Raw genomic sequence first — 23,015 nt, 5'->3', positions numbered from 1 at the left:
CGCCGGACCCGTCCGCCTTCACCCGAGCCTTCACGTTGTAGTCGATCACCCGCTTCACGGGCACCAGGATCTTCATGGGCTGCGCTCCCCTTTATCGCTTGTCGGGGGCAGTGTTACCGAGGGATCGGCGCGCGATACAAGACAAAAGCGCCTTCCGACGCTGCGTTTGCGTCGGTCCGCGATGCGGGCACCCTTCAACGGCTGGCCCCGGGAACCCACAGGATGTCGTCGGCCCCGCCATTGTTGGCCACGCGCGCCGCCACGAACAGCCAGTCGGACAGGCGGTTGAGATAGCGGATCGCCGCCCCGTTCACATCGCCGCCCGCCGCGAGTTCCGTCGCCCGGCGTTCGGCCCGGCGTGCCACGGTGCGCGACAGGTGCAGATGCGCGGCCAGAACGGACCCGCCCGGCAGGACGAAGCTGCGCAGCGGGTTCAGGGCGGCGTTCATCGCGTCGATCTCGGATTCCAGGCGCGCGACCTGGGTGTCGATCATGCGCAGGACGGGATGGCCCGCCTGGCCGTCGGCGGCCATGCCCGGCCGCGCAAGGTCCGCGCCCAGGTCGAACAGGTCGTTCTGGATCACCGCCAGCCGGTCGGCCAGATCGCCGCTTGCGTGCAGGCGGCAAAGGCCCAGCGTCGCGTTCAACTCGTCCACCGTTCCATAGGCCTCGACCCGGGGGTCGTGCTTGGCGACCCGGCTGCCGTCCGACAGGGCGGTGTCGCCCCCGTCGCCGGTGCGGGTGTAGATCCGGTTCAGGACAACCATCAGCGCCCCCCCAGCCACACGAACAGCATGATCAGCGCCACGGCCACGGCCTGCGCGATGATGCGCCAGCGCATCATCCGATTGCCGTGCTTGCGGTTCCAGTCGCCGCCCTTGGCGAAGCCGCCGATGCCCGTGGCGAGGATCACGAGCACCGCCAGCATCGTCAGCGCGATCACGTAGAACAGGGGACTGTCGGTCATGCGAACTGCCTTTCGTTGGCGGAAACCCTAGCCGTGGCGCGCGAACCAGTCCAGTGCGCGCGTGGGCAGAAGCCGGCGCGCGGTGCCGGACATCCAGGTGGGCGTGGTGACGTAATAGCGCGGACGGGGCCGGGCCGCGGTCAGCGCATGGACGATCCGGTCGCTGACGGCCGAGGGCGGCAGTTCGAACCGGTCCTTGCCCGAGGGTTCGTAAAGCCGCTTCAGCAGGCTGGCCCGGTATTCGTCCGCGCGGGCGCTGTTCGGCCAGTCCACCCATCGTTCGAAATGCGGAATGGCGTTCGCGCGGATGCGGCTGGCGATGGGACCGGGCTCGATCAGGATGACCTTGACGGGGGTGCCCGACATTTCCAGCCGCAGCACGTCGGTCAAACCTTCCAGCGCGAACTTGGTCGCGACATAGGGTCCGCGCCACCGGATGCCGATCAGGCCCAGGACCGAGCTGATGTTGACGATCCGCCCGCCATTCCTGCGGAAATGCGGGATCAGGCGGACGGTCAGATCGTGGGTGCCGAACAGGTTCGCCTCGAAGATCGACCGCAGGGCGCCGCGGGGCATGTCCTCGACCGCGCCGGGCAGGGCAAAGGCGGCGTTGTTGACCAGGGCGTCCAGCGGTCCGCCCGCCAGCGCCTGGTCCGCCAGCCGCGCCACGCTGTCCCCGTCGGACAGTTCCAGGTGATGGCACTCCATCCCTTCGGCGCGGCGGGCGGCGATGTCCTCGGGCCTGCGGCAGGTGGCGACGACCTGCCAGCCCAGCGACTGCATCCGGCGCGCGGCATCAAGGCCGATCCCCGAGGAGCAGCCGGTGATCAGGACGCGTTTGCTCACGGGGCGTTCGCCGACAGGAAGCGGCCCGCGACATAGCCCGTGCGGCCGTCGGCGTTGCGGATGTTCACCCATTCGGCATCGGTGGGGCCAAGCGGCTGGACCGCCGCGCCGCGCCCCAGCGAGGCGACGACCCGGTCGCCGGTCGATGGCCCGGCCCGCATGTTCACCCGGTCGCCCGTGACATACAGCACCGGACCTGAGGGCAGGGAAGGGGCAGGGGCCTCGCCGGCGTGTTCGGGCGAGGGGCGCAGCGCCGGACCGGGAAACCGCTGCACCTGCTGGGGGGTTTGCGTCGCGGCCTGGACCACGGCGGGGGTGACGGGCGGCGGCGGAACGGTTGGCAGGGGCGCCGCGCCCTCGTCGCGCGCGGCGGGCACCGGTTCGGGCGCGGGGCGGCGGTCGGCGCGCGGGTTGCCGTCGCCCCAGACCGACAGCGCCAGGAACAGCCCGGCCAGGGTGGCCAGTATCAGCGCGCCCAGTCTGATCATCCGTGCCCCCCGCCGATCCTTCGGGATCTTGTTAACCCATGCGGCAGCGCAACGCCAACGCCCGTGAAGCCGTTCCGCGATTCATGCTGGACCGCGCGCGCGCCGCGCCCTATCTGATGGCCCATGTCCAGCCTGCCCCCCGATCCCCCCGCTGATCCCGACGACAACACCCAGTCCGAACCCCTCAGCCGCGCCATCGGCGAGCGGTATCTGACCTATGCCCTGTCCACGATCATGCACCGGGCGCTGCCCGATGCGCGCGACGGGCTGAAGCCGGTCCATCGCCGGATCCTTTACGCGATGCGCGAATTGCGGCTGGCTCCGAACGGGGCGTTCCGCAAGTCGGCCAAGATCACCGGCGACGTGATGGGCAACTATCACCCGCACGGGGACGCGGCGATCTATGACGCGATGGCGCGGCTGGCCCAGGATTTCGCCATGCGCTATCCGCTGGTGGACGGGCAGGGCAACTTCGGCAACATCGACGGCGACAACCCGGCCGCCGCCCGCTACACCGAGGCGCGGCTGGCGCAGGCGTCCGAAAGCCTGATGGACGGTCTGGCCGAGGATGCGGTCGATTTCCGCCCCAACTACGACGGCACCTTGCAGGAACCCGTGGTCCTGCCCTCGGCCTTCCCGAACCTGCTGGCCAATGGCGCATCCGGCATCGCGGTCGGGATGGCCACCAACATCCCGCCCCACAACCTCCATGAGGTGATCGACGCCTGCCTGCACCTGATCAAGACGCCCGACGCGCGCGACGACACGCTGGCGGGCATCGTCGGGGGCCCGGACTTTCCCACCGGCGGCGTGATCGTGGAAAACCGCGAAACCATCGCCGACGCCTACCGCACCGGCCGCGGCGCCTTCCGCGTCCGCGCCCGCTGGACCCAGGAGGATCTGGGCCGGGGCCTGTGGCAGATCGTCGTGACCGAAATCCCGTACCAGGTCCAGAAGTCCAAGCTGATCGAACGCCTGGCCGAGCTGATCGGCACGAAGCGCATCCCGATCCTGGCCGATGTCCGCGACGAATCCGCCGAGGACATCCGCATCGTGCTGGAGCCCAAGGCCCGCACCGTCGATCCCGAGCAGTTGATGGCCGCGCTGTTCCGCGTCAGCGACCTGGAGATCCGCTTCAGCATGAACATGAACGTGCTGATCGACGGGCGCGTGCCCAAGGTCTGCTCGCTCAAGGAGGTTCTGCGCGCTTTTCTGGACCACCGCCGCGAGGTGCTGGTGCGGCGCGCCAACTACCGGCTGGACAGGATCGCCGCCCGGCTCGAGGTGCTGGAAGGCTATCTGGTGGCCTATCTGAACCTCGACCGCGTGATCGCCATCATCCGCCACGAGGACGAGCCGAAGCCCGTGATGATGGCCGAGTTCGGCCTGACCGAGGCGCAGGTCGAGGCGATCCTGAACATGCGCCTGCGCGCCTTGCGCCGTCTTGAGGAGATCGAGCTGCGCGCCGAACGCGACGCGCTGCTGGAGGAACGCCAGGGCCTTGCGGCGATGCTGGCCGACGAACGCGTGCAATGGACGCGTATCGGCGACCAACTGAAAGAGGTGCGCAACCTGTTCGGCAAGTCCCGGCCCGAGGGCCAGCGCCGGACGCAGATCGCCGAGGCGCAGGAGATCGCGCCCATCGACCTGGAATCGATGATCGAGCGGGAGCCGCTGACGGTGATCCTGTCGAAGATGGGCTGGATCCGCAGCATGAAGGGCCACCAGCCGCTGGATGCCGAGGTGAAGTTCAAGGACGGCGACGGCCCCGGCCTGGCCCTCCATGCGGAAACCACCGACAAGTTGATGATCTTTGCCTCGAACGGCCGCTTCTACACGCTGCCCGCCAACAACCTGCCCGGCGGCCGCGGCATGGGCGAGCCCTTGCGCCTGATGATCGACCTGCCGAACGAGGCCGAGATCATAACCATGTTCCCTTGGCGGGCGGACCGGAAATACTTGGTCGCCTCGAAGGCGGGCGACGGCTTCATCGTGGGGGCGGGCGACATCCTGGCGCAGACCAAGACCGGCAAGCAGGTGCTGAACGGCGAGGCGCTGCTGTGCCGCCCGGTCGGCGGCGATCATGTCGCGGTGGTCGGCACGAACCGCAAGATGCTGGTGTTCCCGATCACGGAACTGCCCGAAATGGCGCGCGGCAAGGGCGTCAAGCTGCAAAAATACGGCAGCGGCGGGGGATTGGTCGCGGGGGACACTCTGTCCGACGCGGCCTTCATCACCCTGGCCGAGGGCCTGCGCTGGCAGGAAAGCGGCGGCCGAACCCGGACCGAGCCTGACCTGAGCGAATGGCTGGGCAAGCGGTCGGGCGCCGGGCGCATGGCCCCGCGGGGCTTCCCGCGCAACAACAGGTTCAACTGACGAAGGGCTTGCGCCCTTTGGCGCCTTTCTGTTCGGGGGCTTCGCCCCGCCCGCCGCTGCGCGGCGGCCTCCCCAGGATATTTAAGGCGAAGATGAATTGGCGGCCCGCTGCCGCGTTGGCATGATGCGACGGGGCAGCGGGCTTTCACCTTCGACGGTCATCGGCGTCCCCGCCTGTACCGTGGTTCCATGATGGCCGCGAAAGTCTTTCAACTTCGTTTAAATATCCCCGCCGGAGGCGAGAATCTTTTCTGCCTTGCCTTAAAGGCCGCCGCCGCCGACCGATCCGAAATATTCGCCCGTGATGTAACTTGCCTCGTCGGACGCCAGCAGCACATAGATCGGGGCGAGTTCGACAGGCTGGCCGGGACGGCCCAGGGGCTGGTTCTTGCCGTGTTCCGCCGCCTTTCTGGTCGGCTGCCCGCCCGAGACTTGCAGCGCGGTCCAGAAGGGACCGGGGCAGACGGCGTTCACGCGGATGCCGCGGGGGGCAAGCTGCTTGGCCAGAGACTGCGCGAAGGCGACGTTGGCGGCCTTGGATTGCGCATAGTCGAACAGGATGTCGGACGGCGAAAAGGCCTGCACGGACGAGGTGATGATGATCGACGCGCCCGGTTCCAGATGCGGCAGGGCGGCCCGCGTCACCCAGAAGGGCGCATAGACATTGGTCTTCATGGTGGCGTCGAAGGCCTCGGTCGTCAGATCCTCCAGCTTTTCGCAGAACTGCTGGCGGCCGGCGTTGTTGACCAGGATGTCCAGCCCGCCCAGGGCCTCGACCGCCCTGGCGACCAGAGACTTGCAGAAACCCTCGTCGCGCAGGTCGCCGGGAATGGCGGCGGCGCGGCGGCCCTCGGCCTCGATCAGGGCGACGACCTTGTCGGCGTCCTCCTGTTCGGCGGGCAGGTAGCAGATGGCCACGTCCGCCCCCTCGCGGGCATAGGCGATGGCCGCGGCGGCGCCGATGCCGCTGTCACCACCGGTGATCAGCGCGCGCTTGCCCTTCAGGCGGCCGTTGCCGCGGTAGCTGGTCTCGCCATGGTCGGGCAGGGGATCCATGCGGCAGGCGAGGCCGGGGGCCTGCTGTTCCTGCGCGGGGAAATCGGGTCGGGGCAGCCGGGGATCCCGGATCGCGCCGCTGCGGAAGGGTTGGTCTGGGGTGTCGGCGGGCATGGGGCTTTCCTTTCGCGTTGCCCTGTCCAACAAGCCCCGGCGGCAAGGGTTCCCCGTTACCGCCGCCGCACCCATTTCCAGCCGGTGATCATGGGCCGCACCAGATCCTCGCGCTTCCACAGGCGGTAGAACAGGACCGCCGCCCAATGCAGCAGCACCAGGATCAGGATCAGGTCCGCCCCGCGATGATGCCAGCGCAGGGCCGCGCGCGAGGTCGCCGAACTGACCTGCGAGGCCAAGGGTCCGACATTGATGTAGTCGTCGGGATCGGCGAACAGCCCGGTCGTCACCTGTCCGATCAGCACCGCCAGCATCGCCAGGACGGCCAGGGCCCCCACCGGGCTGTGGCCGGGCCAATGGGTGGGGCGGGGACGGATCATTTCCCGGGCATAGGCCAACACCGCGCGGGGTCCGCGCACGAACTGGGCGAAGCGCGCCGGGGCGGGGCCGACAAAGCCCCACACCAGCCTGAACAGCAAAAGCGCGATCACCGCGTATCCCAGCCAGAAATGCAGGGTCATGTCCGTCGGGCCGATCTTGCCCAGCAGCCAGTTGGCGATCACCAGGGCCGCCAAGGTCCAGTGAAAGGCCCGCAGCGCCGGATCCCAGATCCGTTCGCGATGCGCGCGGTCGCCGGCCATCAGTCCTCCTTGCGGTAGTCGTCGTGGCAGTTCTTGCAGGCGCCGCCCAGTTTTTGCACCACCGGGCCGACATTGCCCTGGCCGCCCTTGACGGCATCCGGGCTGCCCGCCGCCGCCTCGCGCAGGGCCACGAAGCTGGCGCGGAAATCGTCTGGGTTTTCCCAGATCGCGGGCAGCGCCTCGGATCCGCGCATCTCCTCGGACGAGGTGCCCTCGACGAACAGCGACGGCGCGTCGTATTGCGTCAGCGCGACGATGTTGGCGGCGGCCAGGGACGCCGCGGCCTCGTCATAGGCGATCTCTCCCTTTGCCATGCCGGCAAGCTGGCCCATGTTGATGCCCAGCATCGTCATGAAGCCGCCCCGGGCCTCGACCGCGTCTTCGGCATCCTGGGCCAGGGCAAGCGCGGGAAGGGCAAGGGCTGCGGCAAGGGTGATCGCTTTGACGGGGGTCATGGGCTGGCTCCTGAAGGGGACTGGCGGTGATGAACGGAACGCTGTGGAAAACACTGGCAGAATCAAAATGCCGGATCAATCGGACCGAAGGCAATCATGGATTTGCGAAAACGGCCCCCGAAGGGGCCGCCTTGCGGGATCAGGCGTTGGGATTGGCCACTCCGACCTGGCGGTGGATCTCGTCCACGGCGGGACGATCCAGCTTCAGCGCCCGCGCCAGCCGGTCCAGGTAGCGCACCTCGTCGTCGTGATCTAGGTCGATGGCCAGAAGCGACATCAGGTAGACCTGCGATTCCAGGCCCGCCGGCACGTCGCGGGCCAGCGCCTCGGGATCGACGGGGGCGGCCATCTGGTCGCGGATGAACTGGCGTTCCTCGTCGTCCAGGTCGTCGCCCAGCTTGCCAAGAAGACGCTGCCGTTCAGCCTCGTCGATGGTGCCGTCGGACTTGGCGGCCTGGATCATCGCGCGCAGCATCAGCCCCGCCACCGCGTTCTGTTCGGGCGTGGGGGCCACCTCGGGTTCGCCCTGCTTGACAACGGCATCGTTGAACAGTTCGCCGAAGCTTGCGTCGTTCGTGGGCTGCGAATCCTTGCTGGCAAGGCTGCCCGCCATCCCGCCTGCCGCGGCGCCGCCCAGAAGGCCGCCCAGACCCCCGCCGCTGCCCGCGCTGCGGGTCTTGGCGCCGCCGCCCAGCTGTCCCAGCAGATCGCCCAGACCGCCGCCCCCGCCGCCTCCGCTGCGGGCGCGGGTGGTCAGGCCGTCCAGCAGCCCGCCAAGCCCGCCCGAGGCCCCTTGCGAATGCGGGCCGCCATAGCGCGTCCCCTGGCCCGCGCGGCCGCCGCCCAGAACCTGGCCCAGCATGTCGTTCAGGCTGCCGCCCGCGCCGGAGCCGGTGTTGTTGCCGAACAGCTCGCCCAGAAGGCCGCCCTGGCTGCGGTTCCGGGTGACCTGGCCGGGCTGCCTTTTTTGGTGCTGCTGCATCGCGGCGCCGATGCCCTTGGCAAGAATGACGCCGGCTGCGACCCGGCCCAGGGTTTTCATCAGGCTCATGGGAAAAACCTCCTCCGATACTCGGTGTCAGGGCGGCGACGCCGTCCCGGTCTTCGTCGTCCGAACAGAACTGTGCCGCCAATGGTTCCGGCGGGCAATCGGCTCGTGCGGGATCCCGCGCCCGCATCCCGCGCCCGCACGCCCTTGATTTTTCCCAGGGCGGCTTATAAATCGCGGCGCACGCTTAATTCGGGGCCGTCTCGCCATGCCCCGCGATCAGGAGAGGCCGTAGATGGCAAAGGCAAAGTTTGAACGGACGAAACCGCACGTCAACATTGGCACGATTGGTCACGTTGACCACGGCAAGACGACGCTGACGGCTGCGATCACGAAGTATTTCGGCGAATTCCGCGCCTATGACCAGATCGACGGCGCCCCCGAGGAGCGGGCGCGCGGGATCACCATCTCGACGGCGCATGTTGAATACGAATCGGAGGCGCGCCATTACGCGCACGTGGACTGCCCGGGCCACGCCGACTACGTCAAGAACATGATCACCGGGGCGGCGCAGATGGACGGCGCGATCCTGGTGGTGAACGCCGCCGACGGGCCGATGCCGCAAACGCGCGAGCACATCCTTCTGGGCCGCCAGGTGGGCATTCCCTACATGGTCGTGTATCTGAACAAGGTCGATCAGGTCGACGACGAGGAGCTGCTGGAACTGGTCGAGATGGAGGTGCGCGAGCTTCTGTCCTCCTACGACTATCCGGGCGACGACATTCCGATCATCAAGGGCTCGGCGCTGGCGGCTTTGGAAGGCCGCGACAAGGAGATCGGCGAGGATTCGATCCGGGCGCTGATCAAGGCCGTGGACGAATACATCCCGACCCCCGAGCGCGCCATCGACCAGCCGTTCCTGATGCCGATCGAGGACGTGTTCTCGATCTCGGGCCGGGGCACGGTTGTGACCGGGCGGGTCGAGCGCGGCGCGGTGAACGTCGGCGACGAGCTTGAGATCGTGGGCATCCGCGACACCCGCAAGACCACCTGCACGGGCGTCGAGATGTTCCGCAAGCTGCTGGACCGCGGCGAGGCGGGCGACAACATCGGCGCGCTTTTGCGCGGCGTGGACCGCGACGGGGTGGAGCGCGGCCAGGTTCTGTGCAAGCCCGGTTCGGTCAAGCCGCACACCGAGTTCGAGGCCGAGGCCTATATCCTGACCAAGGAGGAAGGCGGCCGCCACACGCCGTTCTTCGCGAACTACCGTCCGCAGTTCTACTTCCGGACCACGGACGTGACCGGCACCGTCAAGCTGCCCGAGGGCACCGAGATGGTGATGCCGGGCGACAACCTGAAGTTCACGGTGGAGCTGATCGCGCCGATCGCGATGGAGGAAAAGCTGCGCTTCGCGATCCGCGAAGGCGGCCGCACCGTCGGCGCCGGCGTGGTGTCGAAAATCCTGAAGTGATCGGAAAGGGACGGGCCGGGCTTCCGCCCCACCCCGCTCCGCCGCACCGCGCGACAAAGAGCCGCCTCCGAAAAGGGGGCGGCTTTTTGAATGGGACGATGGCTCTGGTATGCCGCGATTTCGGACCGTGCCGCACAGTTGAATGTTTCGGATGGCGAACCGATAGGCGATCCGCGACGGCCGTTGGGGCAACATCCTTCGATGAGCTTGCCGCTTGGTTTGCCGAACGGCTGATCCACGCTGGCCCCGCGCCTGACCGGGCGGCTTCGTTCGGTCCCCTTGCTGGCCAAAGGTTGCATTGACCCACCGCCCGTCCTGCCGCAGGATCGGCCCACAGGACCTTTTGGATCAAGCCCATGTGCCAGATCTTCGCGGGGCAGCACCCCGAACGCTATGAAACCGTCACCCGCAGGCTGCGGCTGAACGGGCAATCCACCTCGATCCGGCTGGAACGCGCCTTCTGGCGCATCCTGGACGACATCGCCGCGCGCGAGGGCGTTTCCACCCCCGCCTTCATCTCCAAGCTGCACGCCGAGGTGCTGGAACTGCATGGCGAGGCGCGCAACTTCACCTCGCTGCTGCGCTGCGCCTGCACGATCCACCTGGGCGATGACCAGCAGATGCCCCAGGCCATCGCAGCCGAATAAAAGACGGCTGTAGTAATCCGATACTACCCGCGTCCTTCCGCGATTCCCTAGCCTGAGGAGAAGAAAAGGCTACGGAGGCTTGGCATGGCGAAATATGTCCACTCGATGATCCGCGTTCTGGACGAGGCGCGTTCGGTCGAATTCTATGACCGCTGCTTCGGCCTGAAAGTGGCCGAGCGGCTGGATTTCCCGGACTTCACGCTGATCTACCTGTCCAACGGCGAAAGCGAGGCCGAGCTGGAACTGACCGTCAACAAGGGCCGGACCGATCCCTATGCCCTGGGCGACGGCTACGGCCATGTGGCCTTCACCGTGGACGACGTGGACGCCGAACACGCCCGCATCGCCGATCTTGGCTATGCCCCGCGCAAGCTGGTCGATTTCGCCCCGGGCGGCGAGGTGATCGCGCGGTTCTTCTTTATCGCCGATCCCGACGGATACCAGATCGAGGTGATCGGGCGGGGAGGCCGCTACAGGTAACGGTGCCGCGCCGGTTGGAGGGGCCCGCGCGGCAGCGACAACAGGGGAGGAGAGAATGTCCCAACTACGCAAGCAGGGGCTGACCCGGCGCGCGCTGCTGTCGCGCGCGGCGGCGGCGGGCGCCTTGGCGGTGGCCGGGCCGGGCTTCATCGCGGCCCCCGACGCCGCCTGGGCGGTCGAGGTGACGGCGATCAGCGAACACGAGATGGCGACGCTGCTGCAAATGGCGCGCGACATCTATCCGCACGACCGCCTGGGCGACCGCTATTACGCGGTGGCCGTCAAGTCCTATGACGTGACCGACCAGAAGCGCATGGTGGCCGACGGCATCGCCGCCCTGGACGCCGCCGCCAAACAGGCGGGCTTCGACAGCTACCTGGCCGCCGGATGGGAGGACGAGCGCGTCGCCATCCTGCGCCGGATCGAGGACACGCCGTTCTTTCAGACGGTGCGCGGCGGGCTGGTGACCGGGCTTTACAACCAGAAAGAGGTCTGGCCGATCTTCGGATACGAGGGCGAGTCCTTCTCGCAGGGCGGATACATCGCCCGCGGCTTCGACGACATCGACTGGCTGTAAGGGGGAGGGCAGCAATCATGGCGAAGGCAGCCAAATTCGAACTGACCGACGACAGCGTGGTCGTCATCGTGGGCACCGGCGCGGGCGGCGGGGTGCTGGCCAACGAACTGGCGCAGAAGGGCGTCAAGGTCGTGGCGCTGGAAGCCGGCGGGCGCTACATGCCCGAGGATTACGTTAACGACGAATGGGAAAGCTTCGGGCAACTGGCCTGGACGGACCCGCGCACCACCAGCGGCGACTGGCGGGTGGCCAAGGACTTTTCCGGCCTGCCCGCCTGGATCGTCAAGGCGGTGGGCGGAACCAGCGTCCACTGGGCGGGCGCGTCCCTGCGGTTCCAGGACCATGAATGGAAGGCGCTGACGAATTACGGCGCGGTGGAAGGGGCATCCCTGCTGGACTGGCCCATCGACGGGGCCGAGATGGCGCCCTGGTATGACAAGGCCGAGGCCAAGCTGGGCGTGACCGGCGTCGGCGGACGCGCGCGCCTGCCCGGCAACAACAACTACAAGGTCTTCGAAAAGGGCGCCCTGGCGGTCGGCTACAAAGAGGTCCATACCGGCAACATGGCGATCAACAGCGCCGATTACGACGACCGGATGGCCTGTCAGCAGACCGGCTTCTGCTTTCAGGGCTGCAAATGGGGCGCCAAGTGGTCCAGCGCCTATACCGACATCCCGCGCGGCGAGGCGACCGGCAACCTCGAGGTCCGCGACCGCGCCCATGTCGCCCGCATCTTGCACGACGACAGCGGTAAGGTGACGGGGGTCGAGTATTTCGACGCGGACGGCAACCTGCACATGCAGAAGGCGCGCCTGGTCGCGGTGGCGGGCAACAGTTTCGAATCCCCGCGCCTGCTGCTCAATTCGCATTCCGCGATGTTCCCCGACGGGCTTGCCAACCGCTCGGGGCAGGTGGGGCGCAACTACATGCGCCACACGACCGGATCGGTTTATGCGACCTTCGAGCATCCCGTGCGGATGTGGCGCGGCACGACCATGGCCGGGATCATCCGCGACGAGGCCCGGCACGACCCCTCGCGCGGGTTCGTGGGCGGCTACGAGCTGGAAACGCTGTCCCTGGGCCTGCCCTTCATGGCCGCCTTCCTGGATCCCGGCGCTTGGGGGCGGGAGTTCACCACGGCGCTCGACAGCTACGAGAACATGGCGGGCATGTGGATCGTGGGCGAGGACATGCCCCAGGCCGAAAACCGCGTCACCCTGTCCGACACCGCCGACAAGTTCGGCCTGAAGGTCGCCAACGTCAACTTCAGCGACCATCCGAACGACATCGCGATGCGCGACCACGCCTATGCGCGTGGCCAGGCGATCTACAAGGCCGTGGGCGCGACCCGCACCATGCCGACGCCGCCTTACCCGTCCACGCACAACCTGGGAACCAACCGCATGTCGGAACGGCCCGAGGACGGCGTGGTCAACAAGCACGGCCAAAGCCACGACATCCCGAACCTGTTCGTCTCGGACGGCAGCCAGTTCACGACGGGGGCCGCGGAAAACCCGACGCTGACCATTGTCGCCCTGGCGATCCGCCAGGCCGATCACATCGCAAAGGAGATGGCGGCCGGGAACGTCTGATCAAACCTCTGGTAGGGAGAGAGGGGCCATTCACAACTTGCGGCGCCTGGCATTGCCTGGCCTGGCCATCGCCATCGCCTTCACCGCGCGCCGAGATCGCCACCGATCCTTCAAGGGTCCGGCGAAGGCGCCCCCGCCACGAGGCAAGCCCCGCCTGCTGACGTGACCTGTCAGGACCGGCAGCCTATGCTGCCGGTCAGGAGGTTTCCGCCATGAACGACCTTATCGGCATCCCGGCCACTGACACCAAGGCGCGGAGGTCTTGCGGAGCCGCGCCGGCGTCCCTGGGCATCCGGCGGTTGAGAATGGGCAAGAGCGGGCCGGTGCAATACCTCGGCGCGGTGCGCCGGCTCTTGTGGCCGACGGCCGCGCCAGGCGCGCGACCGGTCCATGCCGCCTTCGCCGCGCCTGGCCGCGCCCTGGTCCGTGTTTTCCGCCAGACCGCTTTTTCGGCAGCGGCGCGGGACAATGGCGCGCCGCGGCCGCGCCGTCATTTCCGTTGCTGCGGCGCCCCTGGCCACCACCCTTGCGTCAACGGCCTCGCGGCCCCCCGCCGCAAGCCGGAGGAAGGAGCATGAAGACCTATCGCGGAAGCTGCTTTTGCGGCGCCATAACCTTCGAGGCGGACGGCGATCTGGCGGACGGCACCATGCGCTGCAACTGCCGGTTCTGCCGCAAGACGCGCTATTGGGAAATGCGCCTGCCCGACCCGGACGGATTGCGGATCCTGCGAGGCGAGGATGCCCTGGCCGAAACGCCAAGATCGCGGAACGACGGCGTGGACATGCGCCATGCCTTTTGCGGCCGATGCGGGACGCGGCTGTGGACCTGGGGCGACATCGCGGAAATGGGCGGCCGGTTCGCGATGGTCTTCGTGCCCGCCCTGGACGACGTGCCCGAGGCGGACCTGATCGCCGCGCCGGTCTTTCACGCCGATGGAGCGCATGACACCTGGTGGAACGAGGCCGCCGAGACGCGGCACCTGTAAAGGCGCCGCAGCCGGCCGGGGCTGCGGCGGCCCGCTTACTGGCCGTCCATGGCCGCCTGGTTGACCCCGCCCTCGGCGATGCGGGTCATGTGTTCGTCGCCGTCGCGCGTGTTGTCCAGGCAGTCCTGCAAGGCGGCGCCGTCGTCGTTGTAACCCAGGCGGTTCGCGAAGGTCCGCACGCAGCCATAGCCCGCGATGGCGTAATGGGTCAGGCGCTGGTACTGGGTGATGATCGCGGCGTCCTGGGTGTCCTCGTCGCCGAACTCGGTCTCGATGGCGTGCTTGCGGGCCTCGGCCACCAGACCCTCCATGCCCCGGCAATGCTCGCCCGTGGGGTCGGTGTCGTGCCTGCTGCAAATGCTGGCCAGCACCTCCATCCCCCGGGCGATGCCCTGGTTTCCGGCGATCAGCGCCTCGGACAGTTCGCGGGACGTGGCGACGCGGCCCATCTCGGTGACGATGGGCATGGATTGCTTGCAGGCGGAATACAGGTCCTTCAGCTGGTCCAGGTAAAGGTCGTGCAGGTTCTTGATCGCCATGATGATGTCCTTTCGGGTGGCAGGCCGTTTCACCTCGTGCAACGTGCTGGTTGCCGCATCGTTCCAGGCGGCGGCGCTTGACACGGCCCGCGCCAGGGTCCAGCAAACGCACCCTTGCCCATTCCGTTCACGACATTGCGGTGACACCATGTTTTCGTGGTTCGAGCGACGCATCGACCCCTATCCGACCGAGACGCCGGACATGCCGCCCCGGACGCTGGTCCGCTTTGTGCTGTATTACAGCAGGGGCGCGATCCCCTGGCTGCTGGTGGTGGGCCTCACCTCGGCCCTGATCGCGATTGTCGAGGTCGTGCTGTTCGGCTGGCTGGGCGAACTGATCGACCAGTTGTCGCAGGTGCCGCGCGACCTGTTCTGGGCGCAGCAGGGCGGGCGGCTGGCCTTCATGGCCGCCGTGCTGCTGGTCTTGCTGCCCGCCTTGCACCTTTTGGCGTCCCTGGTGCTGTACCAGGGTCTGATGGGCAATTTCCCGCAGCGCATCCGCTGGCGGGCGCATCGCTATCTGCTGCGCCAGTCGGTGGGCTATTTCCAGGACGAGTTCGCGGGCCGGATCGCGCAGCGGCTGATGCAGACGGCGCTGGCCGTGCGCGAGGTCGCGATGAAGGCCATGGATGTCGGCAGCTATGTCGTGATCTATTTCCTGGGCGCGCTGATCCTGGCGGCCAGCCAGGACTGGCGGCTGGCGCTGCCCTTCCTGGCCTGGGCCGCGGCCTATGGCGTGATGCTGTGGCAGATCGTGCCCCGCCTGGGCCGCGTGGCCGAGGAGCAGGCGGATGCGCGGGCGCAGATGACGGGCCGGGTCGTGGACAGCTACACCAACATCGCCACCGTCAAGCTGTTCTCGCATTCCTCGCGCGAGGAGTCCTGGATGCGCGAGGGGATGGACGCTTTCCTGCAAACGGTTTACCGGCAGATGCGGCTGTCCTCGATCCAGGACATCGCGCTGAACACGATGAACGTGGCGCTGGTCGCCGCGGTGGCGGGCCTGGGCCTGTGGCTCTGGACCGAGGGCCTGGTCGAGGTGGGAGCGGTCGCCGTGGCCGTGCCCCTGGCGCTGCGGCTGAACAACATGGCCCATTGGATCATGTGGGAATTCGCCGCCCTGTTCGAGAACATCGGCACCGTCCGCGACGGCATCGCCTCCCTTGCCCTGCCGCGCGAGGTGCGAGACGCCCCGGACGCGAAACCCCTGGTCCGGGGACCGGGCGCGGTGCGCTTCGACAATGTGACCTTCCGCTATCGCGGAGTCGAGGGCGCGCGGCCCATGGCGGTGCTGGACGACCTGACCCTGCATGTCGCGCCCGGCGAAAGGGTGGGCCTGGTGGGCCGTTCCGGCGCGGGCAAATCGACGCTGATCAACCTGCTTCTGCGCTTTCACGACATCGAACGGGGCAGCATCACCATCGACGGCCAGGAGGTGTCCGCCGTCACGCAGGACAGCCTGCGCGCGGCCATCGGGGTGGTGACGCAGGACAGTTCGCTTCTGCACCGCTCCGTGCGCGACAACATCGCCTATGGCCGTCCGGATGCGTCCGACGCCGAGATCGAGGCCGCCCTGCGCATGGCCGAGGCGCAGGATTTCGTGCCCCTGCTGTCGGACAGCCACGGCCGGCGCGGCCTGGACGCCCATGTCGGCGAACGGGGGGTGAAGCTTTCGGGCGGGCAGCGCCAGCGCATCGCCATCGCCCGGGTGGCGCTGAAGGACGCGCCGATCCTGATCCTGGACGAAGCCACAAGCGCCCTGGACAGCGAGGCCGAGGCCGCGATCCAGTCGCGCCTGGACGTGCTGATGGCGGGCAAGACGGTGATCGCCATCGCGCATCGCCTGTCCACCATCGCCGCGATGGACCGGCTGATCGTGATGGACGCGGGCCGGATCATCGAGCAGGGCAGCCATGCCGAGCTGCTGGCGCGCGGCGGGCTTTATGCGCGGCTCTGGGCGCGGCAGTCGGGCGGGTTCCTGGTGGACGAACCCGCCTGACCGCCCCGTGGTGCCCGCGCCACAGGGTCGCAATTCTTGGCGTGCCCCCGGCGCGGACCCTGGCGGCGTCGTGATAAGGACAGGCATTCGCGCTTTCGGAGAATGCCTTGAAAATCCTGTTTCTTGCTCTTGGCGTCCTTGCGGCGCAGCCCGTTCTTGCCGCCGATGCGGCGGCGCCCCTGTCGGCGGGATCCGACTGGACCGGATTTCACGCCGGGATCCAGGTGGGCCGGATGGACAACGCCCTTGCCTTTCGGGGCCGGACCTTTCTGTCGGGCGGCACCGACACCTGGGGCCTGCACGCGGGATATGCCCATGATTTCGGTCCGCATGTCCTGGGGGCCGAGGCCGACCTCAACCGCTTCCGGGGCGGCAACGCCGACCTGCTGCGCATCAAGGGCAAGGCGGGCGTCGATCTGGGGCGCTTTCAGCCCTATCTGGTGATGGGCCTGTCCCGCCTGTCGGGCGACGGGCTGACGGAAACCGCGCCCGTGTTCGGCGCGGGCGGCGACTGGACGGTGACGGACCGCCTGACCGTCGGCATCGAATACACCTATCAGGAATTCGACGACGTGCTGGAGGACGAGACAGGCGTCGCGGGCTATGATCTCGAGATGGAGCTGGCGCATCTGCGCGCGTCCTGGCGGTTCTGAAGGGCGTTTCCCCGCTTGACGGCGGAGCCGCCGGATCCTATCAGACGCTCACCGCAGGGGTTTAGCTCAGTTGGTAGAGCATCGGTCTCCAAAACCGAGGGTCGTGGGTTCGAGTCCCCCAACCCCTGCCAGTCCATCCGGACATCCATCCAGACATCATTGATCCGCGGCGCGCAGGCTTTCGCGCGCCAGGGCCGCGATCAGGTCGGTGCGCGTGACGATGCCGATGATGCGTTCATCCTCCAGCACCGGCACGGCGTCGGTGTCGCTGGCCGCCAGATGCGGCAGAAGGGCGGCGATCGGCGAATCGGGCGCGGCCACCGGCAGGCGGTCCTGCATGACATCGGCGGCCCGAAGGTCGCTGTCGGCGCGCGACAGCCTGCCGTCCGGCCGGAAATCGGCATGGGCCTTTTTGATCAGGTGAAGCTGGAAGATCACGCCCAGAAAGCGGTCGTTCCTGTCCACCACGGGCAGCGAAGTGAAGCCGTGGCGCACGAACAGGCCCGCCACGTCGCGCAGCGGCGCATCCGGCGCCACCGTCACCAGGTCGCGCGACATGATGTCCCGGACCGTCTGCGCCCGGGCGTGGTGGCTGGCCGCCTGCATCTCGGCGGCGGCGATCAGGCGGGCCAGATCCTCGACCCCCAGGTTCAGCGACTGATTGTAGCGGACCAGAATGCCGGACAGTTCCTCCTCGGTCAGGCCAAGCCGTTCGGGCGCTTCGGGATCGGCCGTGCCGTGGGCGTTGGGTTCCCCGAACTGGCGGAAGGGATAGCGCCGCCCCGTGGCATGGGCGTAAAGAACGGCGATTCCCACCAGCAGCGCGGTCCCCGCCATCACCGGCAGAAAGGCGAAGCCCGGACCCAGAGGCGCGATCCGGTCGGCGCCGATGGCCACCGTCATCGCCACCGCGCCCCCCGGCGGATGCGTCGCCCGGCACAGCGCCATCACCGTGATGGCAAGGCCCACGGCGGCGGGCACCGCCGCCAGGGGGTTCGCCACCAGGCGGCAGACCAGCAGGGCCGCCAGGGCCGACACGGTGTTGCCGACGATCGCGGGCCAGGGCTGCGCCAGCGGACTGTTGGGCGCGGCGAAGATCAGCACCGAGGTCGCGCCGAAAGGGGCGATCAGATAGATGCCCAGCCACAGCTCGGGCGCGACCAGCAGCGCCAGTCCCGCCGCCGCGGCCATCCCGATCCCCGCGCCGATCCCCGCGCGCAGCGCCTCGGACGGGGGAATGGCGGCGGAGGATGGACCAAGCGCGCGAAGGCGCGAATGGCCGTGCAAGTCGGTTGGGCTGCGCAAGTCCTGTCCCCTTCTGCTGATGACGCGATCACTAGGAAGATGGGGCGGGGCCTGCAAGCGGTCTGCGCCGCGGCCCGTCCCTTCGGCTGGCGCTTGAATTGCAGCGCCCGGCGCGCTATGTGCCGCGCTGCATCTGTCAAGGAGCCTGCCGTGGCCAATCCCGTCCAGTTCATCAACCAGGTCCGCGCCGAGGCCGCCAAGATCACCTGGCCCACTCGCCGCGAGGTCGTCACCACGACCATCATGGTGCTGATCCTGGCCGCGCTGTTCAGCGTGTTCTTTTCGCTGGTGGACCTGACGATCCGCTTCGGGATCACCGAAGGGCTGCGGCTGATCAGCAACTGATCGGGCCTTGCATTTCCGGGCGCATGGGGGTATTTGCCCCCGACTGTCCGGCAGACGGCGTGCATCGAATCCGCGTGCGCGCCGATTTCGATTTTGACGGACGCGCGAAAATCCAAGGGGTTGCCGGGTTGGGCCCGGTGATTCCCTTCCGACGGAACAGGGGTTGGATCGAACATGGCAAAGCGTTGGTATTCGGTCAGCGTCCTGTCGAACTTCGAAAAGAAGGTCGCCGAGGCGATCCGGCAGGCCGTCGCCGAAAAGGGTCTGGAGGACCAGATCGACGAGGTGCTGGTTCCGACCGAGGAAGTGATCGAGATCCGCCGCGGCAAGAAGGTGACCTCGGAACGCCGCTTCATGCCGGGCTATGTGCTGGTCCACATGGAGATGTCGGACCGGACCTATCACCTGGTGAACTCGATCAACCGGGTCACCGGGTTTCTCGGCGCGCATGGCAAGCCGATGCCGATGCGCGACGACGAGGTGAACGCGATGCTGAACCGCAGCGGAACGGGCGAGGCCGTGGCCCCGCGCAATCTGATCCGCTTCGAGATCGGCGAAAAGGTCAACGTGACCGACGGCCCCTTCGACGGCTTCTCGGGCATGGTCGAGGAGGTGGACGAGATTTCGTCCCGTCTCAAGGTCACGGTGTCGATCTTCGGCCGGCCCACGCCGGTCGAGCTGGAATTCACGCAGGTTTCCAAGGCCTCGTGAGCATGCGCGGGAGGTGCCGGTTCCTCGGGACCGGGCCGCACCGCTAAGTCGGCCCGCATCGCGGGCGTGATGACAAAGGAGAAGGCCCCATGGCCAAGAAAGTCGTCGGCAGCCTCAAGCTGCAAATCAAGGCGGGTCAGGCGAACCCGTCGCCCCCCGTCGGCCCGGCCCTGGGTCAGCGCGGCATCAACATCATGGCGTTCTGCAAGGAGTTCAACGCTCGCACGCAGGAAATGGAGCAGGGCTCGCCCGTTCCCGTCGTGATCACCTATTACGCCGACAAGTCGTTCAGCTTCGAGACCAAGACGCCCCCCGCGTCCTTTCTGCTGAAAAAGGCCGCCGGCCTGAAGCCGGTCGGCAAGCGCAACCGCGCCAAGGGTTCGGACAAGCCGGGCCGCACGGTCGCGGGCACCGTGACCGTCAAGCAGGTGCGCGAGATCGCGGAAGCCAAGATGAAGGATCTGTCGGCCAACGATGTCGATCAGGCGATGAAGATCATCCTCGGCTCGGCCCGGTCGATCGGTATCGAGGTGAAAGGCTAAGCCATGGCGAAGATTTCCAAGAAAAAGGCCGCCGCCCGCGCCCAGTTCGAAGGCAAGGCCAACCTGTCCGTCGAGGACGCGATCACCCTGGTGAAGGGCGCCGCCTCGGCCAGGTTCGACGAAACGGTCGAGATCGCGCTGAACCTGGGCGTCGATCCGCGCCATGCCGACCAGATGGTCCGCGGCGTCGTGACGCTGCCCGCCGGCACCGGCAAGGACGTGCGCGTCGCCGTGTTCGCCCGCGGCCCCAAGGCTGACGAAGCCCGCGCCGCTGGTGCGGACATCGTCGGCGCCGAAGATCTGATGGAAACGATCCAGTCCGGCAAGATCGAGTTCGACCGTTGCATCGCGACGCCGGACATGATGCCGCTGGTCGGCCGCCTGGGCAAGATCCTGGGCCCGCGCAACCTGATGCCGAACCCCAAGGTCGGCACGGTGACGATGGACGTGAAGTCGGCCGTCGAAGCCGCCAAGGGCGGCGAGGTCCAGTTCAAGGCCGAAAAGGCGGGCGTGGTCCATGCCGGGATCGGCAAGGTCAGCTTCGACACCGACAAGCTGGCTCAAAACCTGCGCGCCTTCGTGGACGCGGTCAGCCGGGCCAAGCCGTCGGGCGCGAAAGGGACCTACATGAAGAAGGTCTCGATCAGCTCGACCATGGGGCCGGGCGTGTCGGTGGACGTGGCCTCGGCGACACAGGCCTGATCCCCGCCCGATTGCAAGACGAAAGGCGGGCCTTGCAGGCCCGCCTTTTTTCGTTTTATCCCGCCGGTGCAAGCGACCGTTCTTGCCGGATCGGGTGTTCAAGGATCATGTCGCCAAGCCGTTCCCTGCTTCATGCCAAACGGTTCTACCGGTCGCTGCCCGGCGTCTGGCCGGGCGGCATGGACCTGTACCTGCGCCGCAGATGCGCAGAACGGCCCCCCGCCCGGCTGAACGTGATGACGTCTCTGGCCGGTCCCGACCTTGACGTGGTGCAGGTTCTGCTGCTGTCGCTGTCCGAGGCGCATCCCCGGGACCATATCGACTTCTGGCTGTTCGAGCAGACGGCGCCCAAGGACCAGATCGCCGGGCTTGCCGATTTCTGCGCCACGCTGGGCAATATCACCCTGCGCCCGATCAACGTCCCTCTGGACGCGGATTTCGAACGGCTGAAGGCCCTGGGCGGCAAGCCGGACAGCGCCCGGTTCCTGTGGTTCGTCGCGCATCGCCATCTGCCCCCGGAACTTGACCGGATCATCTATCTCGACGCGCTGGACGTGATCGTGATGGACGACCTCGTGCCGCTGCTGCGCCATCCCTTCATGGGCCGGTATCTGGTCGCCTGCCGCGAGGCGCTGGACGTGCCGCCGCTGCTGGTCGGACCGGCGCCGCGGGCGCATCGCCGCGGCCTGCCCGCCGCACTGGTTGAGCATGTTTCCCGCGGGCTGATCAACAGCGGCGTGATCGTGCTGAACCTGCGCAAGTTCCGCCGCGACGGCATCCGCATCGGCCAGTATGTGGAGGTCGCCGAATGGGCGCAGGGCACGCTGGGCCTGAAGTTCGGCGACCAGGGGCTTTTCTCGCTGACCCACGGCAGCCACTACGCGCGGGCGCATGACCGGTACAATCACCGCTTCGCAGACGAAGCGGCGGACCGCCCGATGAAGCGCCCTGCCGTGATCCATTATGCCGGAAAGGTGATCAAGCCCGCGCGCTTCCGCCTTCTGCCCTGGCAGGAGGATCTGGTGATCCGGCGGATCCGGGACTCGGCGTCGGACGTGTTGAGGTTGGACAGGATCCGCCAGATGCGTGCGGCCCATGTCCCCTATCTGCGCCGCTGGTGGGACATCTGCGCGCGGACGCCCAGCCATGCCCGCATCGCGCCGCTGGCCGAACGGCGCATGGCGGATGCGCTGAAACAGGCGGGTCTTCTTTAGCGCCGCGGCCCTTCGGGCGGCGCGGCCTGGCCGCATCCGTCAAGGATCGTGGTTTTCGGGCTTCACATTGCGGATGTTTCCGCATATTGAGTTCGCCTGATCCGCGCGCAGGTTCTCCTGCGCGTTGATCGATTCGTCCGAGACGGTGGGTGCTGACCCGTTCAGCTTAATGTCCTGCCTGAGATGGGAACAAGCATTTTTCCGAAGGAGCACCTTCGGGCGATCTTGTCCCTTAGCGGACTCGCCCCGGTCAGTCATGGCCGGGACAAAGAGAGCCGGGGGGAAACCCCCAACTTGGAGTGAAACCGTGGATAGAGCGCAAAAAGAACAGGTGGTCGAAGAACTCGGCCAGATCTTTGAAAGCTCTGGCGTCGTGGTGGTTGCCCACTACGAGGGGATGACGGTTGCACATATGCAGGACCTCCGCTCGCGCATGCGCGAAGCCGGCGGTTCGGTTCGCGTGGCCAAGAACAAGCTCGCCAAGATCGCCCTGGAAGGTAAGCCTTGCGCAAGCATCGCCGACTACCTGACGGGCATGACCGTGATCACCTATTCGGAAGATCCGACCGCTGCCGCGCGGATCGCCGACAAATACGCCAAGGACAACGATCGTTTCGTGATCCTGGGCGGTGCGATGGGTGATTCGGCCCTGGATCCGGCCGGTGTGAAAGCCGTCGCCTCGATGCCGTCGCGTGAGGAGCTCATCGCTCAGATCGTGTCCTGCCTCGGTGCGCCTGCTTCCAGCATCGCCGGCGCCATTGGCGCGCCTGCCTCGAACATCGCGAGCATCCTCACGACCCTTGAGGAACGTGAGGCTGCGTAAGCAACCCCCATCCCGCGTGTGGTTGAAAACCCGACGTTGGAACCCTAACTGAAAGAACGGAAAAATGGCTGATCTGAACCAACTCGCCGAACAAATCGTGGGCCTGACCCTGCTGGAAGCCCAGGAACTGAAAACCATCCTGAAGGACAAGTACGGCATCGAGCCCGCCGCCGGCGGCGCCGTCATGATGGCTGGCCCGGCCGCCGGCCCGGCCGAAGCCGCCGAGGAAAAGACCGAATTCGACGTCGTCCTGGTCGAAGCCGGCGCCAACAAGATCAACGTGATCAAGGAAGTGCGCGGCATCACCGGCCTGGGCCTGAAGGAAGCCAAGGATCTGGTCGAAGCCGGCGGCAAGGTCAAGGAAGGCGCTTCCAAGGCCGACGCCGAGGAAATGAAGAAGAAGCTCGAAGCGGCCGGCGCCAAGGTCGAGCTGAAGTAATCGGCCGTCGGGCTGGTTGAGACGGGGCAGGGTCCGGGGTTTCCCGGTCCCTGCCGA

The 23,015-nt window shown here is 67.4% G+C and carries 26 protein-coding genes, 1 tRNA gene and 1 pseudogene; 17 read left to right on the top strand and 11 right to left on the bottom strand.

What is annotated here, in order from left to right; all coding sequences use genetic code 11:
* The 5 genes and pseudogenes from ACFOM8_RS11415 to ACFOM8_RS11395 all read right to left on the bottom strand — a co-directional run.
* Positions 1-76 (bottom strand): annotated as a pseudogene (locus tag ACFOM8_RS11415) (electron transfer flavoprotein subunit beta/FixA family protein); the annotation flags it as partial.
* Between the two features lie 118 nt (positions 77-194).
* Positions 195-767 carry a cob(I)yrinic acid a,c-diamide adenosyltransferase gene (locus tag ACFOM8_RS11410; protein ID WP_377761465.1) on the bottom strand — a complete coding sequence of 191 codons (573 nt, stop codon included), beginning with the start codon at positions 765-767 and terminating at the stop codon, positions 195-197.
* Positions 767-967, bottom strand: a complete 201-nt coding sequence (locus tag ACFOM8_RS11405) for a twin transmembrane helix small protein (RefSeq protein ID WP_377761464.1) — start codon at positions 965-967, stop codon at positions 767-769. The genes ACFOM8_RS11410 and ACFOM8_RS11405 overlap by 1 nt, the downstream gene beginning before the upstream one ends.
* 27 nt (positions 968-994) lie before the next feature.
* A complete protein-coding gene (locus ACFOM8_RS11400) occupies positions 995-1,813 on the bottom strand; it encodes an SDR family NAD(P)-dependent oxidoreductase (protein WP_377761463.1) in 819 nt (272 codons plus the stop codon).
* A complete protein-coding gene (locus ACFOM8_RS11395) occupies positions 1,810-2,301 on the bottom strand; it encodes an SH3 domain-containing protein (RefSeq protein WP_377761462.1) in 492 nt (163 codons plus the stop codon). Before ACFOM8_RS11395 ends, ACFOM8_RS11400 begins: the two co-directional genes overlap by 4 nt.
* A 123-nt stretch (positions 2,302-2,424) precedes the next feature.
* Here ACFOM8_RS11395 and parC point away from each other — a divergent pair, with 123 nt between their 5' ends.
* Positions 2,425-4,677, top strand: coding sequence for a DNA topoisomerase IV subunit A (parC, locus tag ACFOM8_RS11390; RefSeq protein WP_377761461.1), 2,253 nt, complete (start codon positions 2,425-2,427; stop codon positions 4,675-4,677).
* Positions 4,678-4,938: 261 nt separating this feature from the next.
* On the opposite strand, the gene ACFOM8_RS11385 is transcribed toward parC, so the two are convergent.
* From ACFOM8_RS11385 to ACFOM8_RS11370, 4 genes are all read right to left on the bottom strand, one after another.
* Positions 4,939-5,847: an SDR family oxidoreductase gene (locus ACFOM8_RS11385; RefSeq protein ID WP_377761460.1), complete on the bottom strand. Its 909-nt coding sequence runs from the start codon at positions 5,845-5,847 to the stop codon at positions 4,939-4,941.
* 56 nt (positions 5,848-5,903) lie between these two features.
* The gene (locus tag ACFOM8_RS11380; RefSeq protein WP_377761459.1) at positions 5,904-6,488 is read right to left on the bottom strand and encodes a cytochrome b/b6 domain-containing protein; all 585 of its coding nucleotides are present in this window, start codon (positions 6,486-6,488) and stop codon (positions 5,904-5,906) included.
* Positions 6,488-6,943, bottom strand: coding sequence for a c-type cytochrome (locus tag ACFOM8_RS11375; RefSeq protein ID WP_377761458.1), 456 nt, complete (start codon positions 6,941-6,943; stop codon positions 6,488-6,490). Before ACFOM8_RS11375 ends, ACFOM8_RS11380 begins: the two co-directional genes overlap by 1 nt.
* A 139-nt stretch (positions 6,944-7,082) precedes the next feature.
* Positions 7,083-7,994: a tellurite resistance TerB family protein gene (locus tag ACFOM8_RS11370; protein ID WP_377761457.1), complete on the bottom strand. Its 912-nt coding sequence runs from the start codon at positions 7,992-7,994 to the stop codon at positions 7,083-7,085.
* Between the two features lie 232 nt (positions 7,995-8,226).
* On the opposite strand from ACFOM8_RS11370, the gene tuf reads away from it, so the two are divergent.
* The 6 genes from tuf (at position 8,227) to ACFOM8_RS11340 (ending at position 13,686) form a co-directional block, all read left to right on the top strand.
* Complete coding sequence (gene tuf, locus ACFOM8_RS11365) at positions 8,227-9,402, top strand: elongation factor Tu (protein ID WP_377761435.1); 1,176 nt, start codon at positions 8,227-8,229, stop codon at positions 9,400-9,402.
* Positions 9,403-9,758: 356 nt separating this feature from the next.
* Entirely contained in the window at positions 9,759-10,049 is a 291-nt protein-coding gene (locus ACFOM8_RS11360) for a ribbon-helix-helix domain-containing protein (protein WP_377761456.1), read from the top strand.
* 84 nt (positions 10,050-10,133) lie between these two features.
* Entirely contained in the window at positions 10,134-10,529 is a 396-nt protein-coding gene (locus ACFOM8_RS11355; protein ID WP_377761455.1) for a VOC family protein, read from the top strand.
* Positions 10,530-10,584: 55 nt separating this feature from the next.
* Positions 10,585-11,106: a Twin-arginine translocation pathway signal gene (locus ACFOM8_RS11350; protein ID WP_377761454.1), complete on the top strand. Its 522-nt coding sequence runs from the start codon at positions 10,585-10,587 to the stop codon at positions 11,104-11,106.
* Positions 11,107-11,123: 17 nt separating this feature from the next.
* Positions 11,124-12,698 carry a GMC family oxidoreductase gene (locus ACFOM8_RS11345; protein WP_377761453.1) on the top strand — a complete coding sequence of 525 codons (1,575 nt, stop codon included), beginning with the start codon at positions 11,124-11,126 and terminating at the stop codon, positions 12,696-12,698.
* 574 nt (positions 12,699-13,272) lie between these two features.
* Entirely contained in the window at positions 13,273-13,686 is a 414-nt protein-coding gene (locus ACFOM8_RS11340) for a GFA family protein (protein ID WP_377761452.1), read from the top strand.
* A 35-nt stretch (positions 13,687-13,721) separates the two neighbouring features.
* Here the strand turns inward: ACFOM8_RS11340 and ACFOM8_RS11335 are convergent, their stop codons facing one another.
* On the bottom strand, positions 13,722-14,225 hold the full coding sequence (locus ACFOM8_RS11335) for a ferritin-like domain-containing protein (protein ID WP_377761451.1): 504 nt from the start codon (positions 14,223-14,225) through the stop codon (positions 13,722-13,724).
* A gap of 148 nt (positions 14,226-14,373) precedes the next feature.
* Between ACFOM8_RS11335 and ACFOM8_RS11330 the strand changes: the two genes are divergently transcribed.
* The 3 genes from ACFOM8_RS11330 to ACFOM8_RS11320 all read left to right on the top strand — a co-directional run bounded on the left by ACFOM8_RS11330 (position 14,374) and on the right by ACFOM8_RS11320 (position 17,008).
* Positions 14,374-16,224: an ABC transporter ATP-binding protein gene (locus tag ACFOM8_RS11330; protein WP_377761450.1), complete on the top strand. Its 1,851-nt coding sequence runs from the start codon at positions 14,374-14,376 to the stop codon at positions 16,222-16,224.
* Positions 16,225-16,331: 107 nt separating this feature from the next.
* On the top strand, positions 16,332-16,877 hold the full coding sequence (locus ACFOM8_RS11325) for an outer membrane protein (protein ID WP_377761449.1): 546 nt from the start codon (positions 16,332-16,334) through the stop codon (positions 16,875-16,877).
* A 55-nt stretch (positions 16,878-16,932) separates the two neighbouring features.
* Positions 16,933-17,008: transfer RNA gene (locus tag ACFOM8_RS11320), tRNA-Trp, on the top strand.
* A 25-nt stretch (positions 17,009-17,033) separates the two neighbouring features.
* On the opposite strand, the gene ACFOM8_RS11315 is transcribed toward ACFOM8_RS11320, so the two are convergent.
* Entirely contained in the window at positions 17,034-18,182 is a 1,149-nt protein-coding gene (locus ACFOM8_RS11315; RefSeq protein WP_377761448.1) for an HPP family protein, read from the bottom strand.
* 150 nt (positions 18,183-18,332) lie between these two features.
* On the opposite strand from ACFOM8_RS11315, the gene secE reads away from it, so the two are divergent.
* The 7 genes from secE to rplL all read left to right on the top strand — a co-directional run bounded on the left by secE (position 18,333) and on the right by rplL (position 22,958).
* Positions 18,333-18,527: a preprotein translocase subunit SecE gene (secE, locus tag ACFOM8_RS11310; RefSeq protein WP_377761447.1), complete on the top strand. Its 195-nt coding sequence runs from the start codon at positions 18,333-18,335 to the stop codon at positions 18,525-18,527.
* A gap of 174 nt (positions 18,528-18,701) precedes the next feature.
* Positions 18,702-19,238: a transcription termination/antitermination protein NusG gene (gene nusG, locus ACFOM8_RS11305; protein ID WP_377761446.1), complete on the top strand. Its 537-nt coding sequence runs from the start codon at positions 18,702-18,704 to the stop codon at positions 19,236-19,238.
* An 89-nt stretch (positions 19,239-19,327) separates the two neighbouring features.
* Positions 19,328-19,780 (top strand): 50S ribosomal protein L11, encoded by a 453-nt coding sequence (gene rplK, locus ACFOM8_RS11300; protein WP_377761445.1) that lies wholly within the window; start codon positions 19,328-19,330, stop codon positions 19,778-19,780.
* 3 nt (positions 19,781-19,783) lie between these two features.
* Positions 19,784-20,482, top strand: coding sequence for a 50S ribosomal protein L1 (gene rplA / locus ACFOM8_RS11295; protein ID WP_377761444.1), 699 nt, complete (start codon positions 19,784-19,786; stop codon positions 20,480-20,482).
* A gap of 107 nt (positions 20,483-20,589) precedes the next feature.
* Positions 20,590-21,696 (top strand): glycosyltransferase family 8 protein, encoded by a 1,107-nt coding sequence (locus ACFOM8_RS11290; RefSeq protein WP_377761443.1) that lies wholly within the window; start codon positions 20,590-20,592, stop codon positions 21,694-21,696.
* A 307-nt stretch (positions 21,697-22,003) separates the two neighbouring features.
* Positions 22,004-22,519 (top strand): 50S ribosomal protein L10, encoded by a 516-nt coding sequence (gene rplJ, locus ACFOM8_RS11285; protein WP_275105599.1) that lies wholly within the window; start codon positions 22,004-22,006, stop codon positions 22,517-22,519.
* Positions 22,520-22,583: 64 nt separating this feature from the next.
* Positions 22,584-22,958 carry a 50S ribosomal protein L7/L12 gene (gene rplL, locus ACFOM8_RS11280; RefSeq protein ID WP_207468144.1) on the top strand — a complete coding sequence of 125 codons (375 nt, stop codon included), beginning with the start codon at positions 22,584-22,586 and terminating at the stop codon, positions 22,956-22,958.
* The last annotated feature ends 57 nt before the right edge of the window (positions 22,959-23,015 follow it).

The sequence above is a fragment of the Paracoccus angustae genome, assembly GCF_042648745.1.
Classification (GTDB): Bacteria; Pseudomonadota; Alphaproteobacteria; order Rhodobacterales; family Rhodobacteraceae; genus Paracoccus; species Paracoccus angustae.
Note: the sequence above shows the minus strand (reverse complement) of the source record. Positions and strands in the feature narration are given on the sequence as shown.

Bases quoted from the DNA above. Each gene is read 5' to 3' on its own strand.
- ACFOM8_RS11360 (WP_377761456.1), top strand. From the start codon at position 9,759: ATGTGCCAGATCTTCGCGGGGCAGCACCCCGAACGCTATGAAACCGTC.
- tuf (WP_377761435.1), top strand. From the start codon at position 8,227: ATGGCAAAGGCAAAGTTTGAACGGACGAAACCGCACGTCAACATTGGC.
- ACFOM8_RS11375 (WP_377761458.1), bottom strand. From the start codon at position 6,943: ATGACCCCCGTCAAAGCGATCACCCTTGCCGCAGCCCTTGCCCTTCCC.
- ACFOM8_RS11395 (WP_377761462.1), bottom strand. From the start codon at position 2,301: ATGATCAGACTGGGCGCGCTGATACTGGCCACCCTGGCCGGGCTGTTC.
- ACFOM8_RS11330 (WP_377761450.1), top strand. From the start codon at position 14,374: ATGTTTTCGTGGTTCGAGCGACGCATCGACCCCTATCCGACCGAGACG.
- ACFOM8_RS11370 (WP_377761457.1), bottom strand. From the start codon at position 7,994: ATGAGCCTGATGAAAACCCTGGGCCGGGTCGCAGCCGGCGTCATTCTT.
- ACFOM8_RS11405 (WP_377761464.1), bottom strand. From the start codon at position 967: ATGACCGACAGTCCCCTGTTCTACGTGATCGCGCTGACGATGCTGGCG.
- ACFOM8_RS11290 (WP_377761443.1), top strand. From the start codon at position 20,590: ATGTCGCCAAGCCGTTCCCTGCTTCATGCCAAACGGTTCTACCGGTCG.
- ACFOM8_RS11335 (WP_377761451.1), bottom strand. From the start codon at position 14,225: ATGGCGATCAAGAACCTGCACGACCTTTACCTGGACCAGCTGAAGGAC.
- ACFOM8_RS11340 (WP_377761452.1), top strand. From the start codon at position 13,273: ATGAAGACCTATCGCGGAAGCTGCTTTTGCGGCGCCATAACCTTCGAG.
- ACFOM8_RS11345 (WP_377761453.1), top strand. From the start codon at position 11,124: ATGGCGAAGGCAGCCAAATTCGAACTGACCGACGACAGCGTGGTCGTC.
- ACFOM8_RS11385 (WP_377761460.1), bottom strand. From the start codon at position 5,847: ATGCCCGCCGACACCCCAGACCAACCCTTCCGCAGCGGCGCGATCCGG.
- ACFOM8_RS11350 (WP_377761454.1), top strand. From the start codon at position 10,585: ATGTCCCAACTACGCAAGCAGGGGCTGACCCGGCGCGCGCTGCTGTCG.
- ACFOM8_RS11410 (WP_377761465.1), bottom strand. From the start codon at position 767: ATGGTTGTCCTGAACCGGATCTACACCCGCACCGGCGACGGGGGCGAC.
- rplK (WP_377761445.1), top strand. From the start codon at position 19,328: ATGGCCAAGAAAGTCGTCGGCAGCCTCAAGCTGCAAATCAAGGCGGGT.
- nusG (WP_377761446.1), top strand. From the start codon at position 18,702: ATGGCAAAGCGTTGGTATTCGGTCAGCGTCCTGTCGAACTTCGAAAAG.
- rplL (WP_207468144.1), top strand. From the start codon at position 22,584: ATGGCTGATCTGAACCAACTCGCCGAACAAATCGTGGGCCTGACCCTG.
- ACFOM8_RS11380 (WP_377761459.1), bottom strand. From the start codon at position 6,488: ATGGCCGGCGACCGCGCGCATCGCGAACGGATCTGGGATCCGGCGCTG.
- rplA (WP_377761444.1), top strand. From the start codon at position 19,784: ATGGCGAAGATTTCCAAGAAAAAGGCCGCCGCCCGCGCCCAGTTCGAA.
- ACFOM8_RS11355 (WP_377761455.1), top strand. From the start codon at position 10,134: ATGGCGAAATATGTCCACTCGATGATCCGCGTTCTGGACGAGGCGCGT.
- parC (WP_377761461.1), top strand. From the start codon at position 2,425: ATGTCCAGCCTGCCCCCCGATCCCCCCGCTGATCCCGACGACAACACC.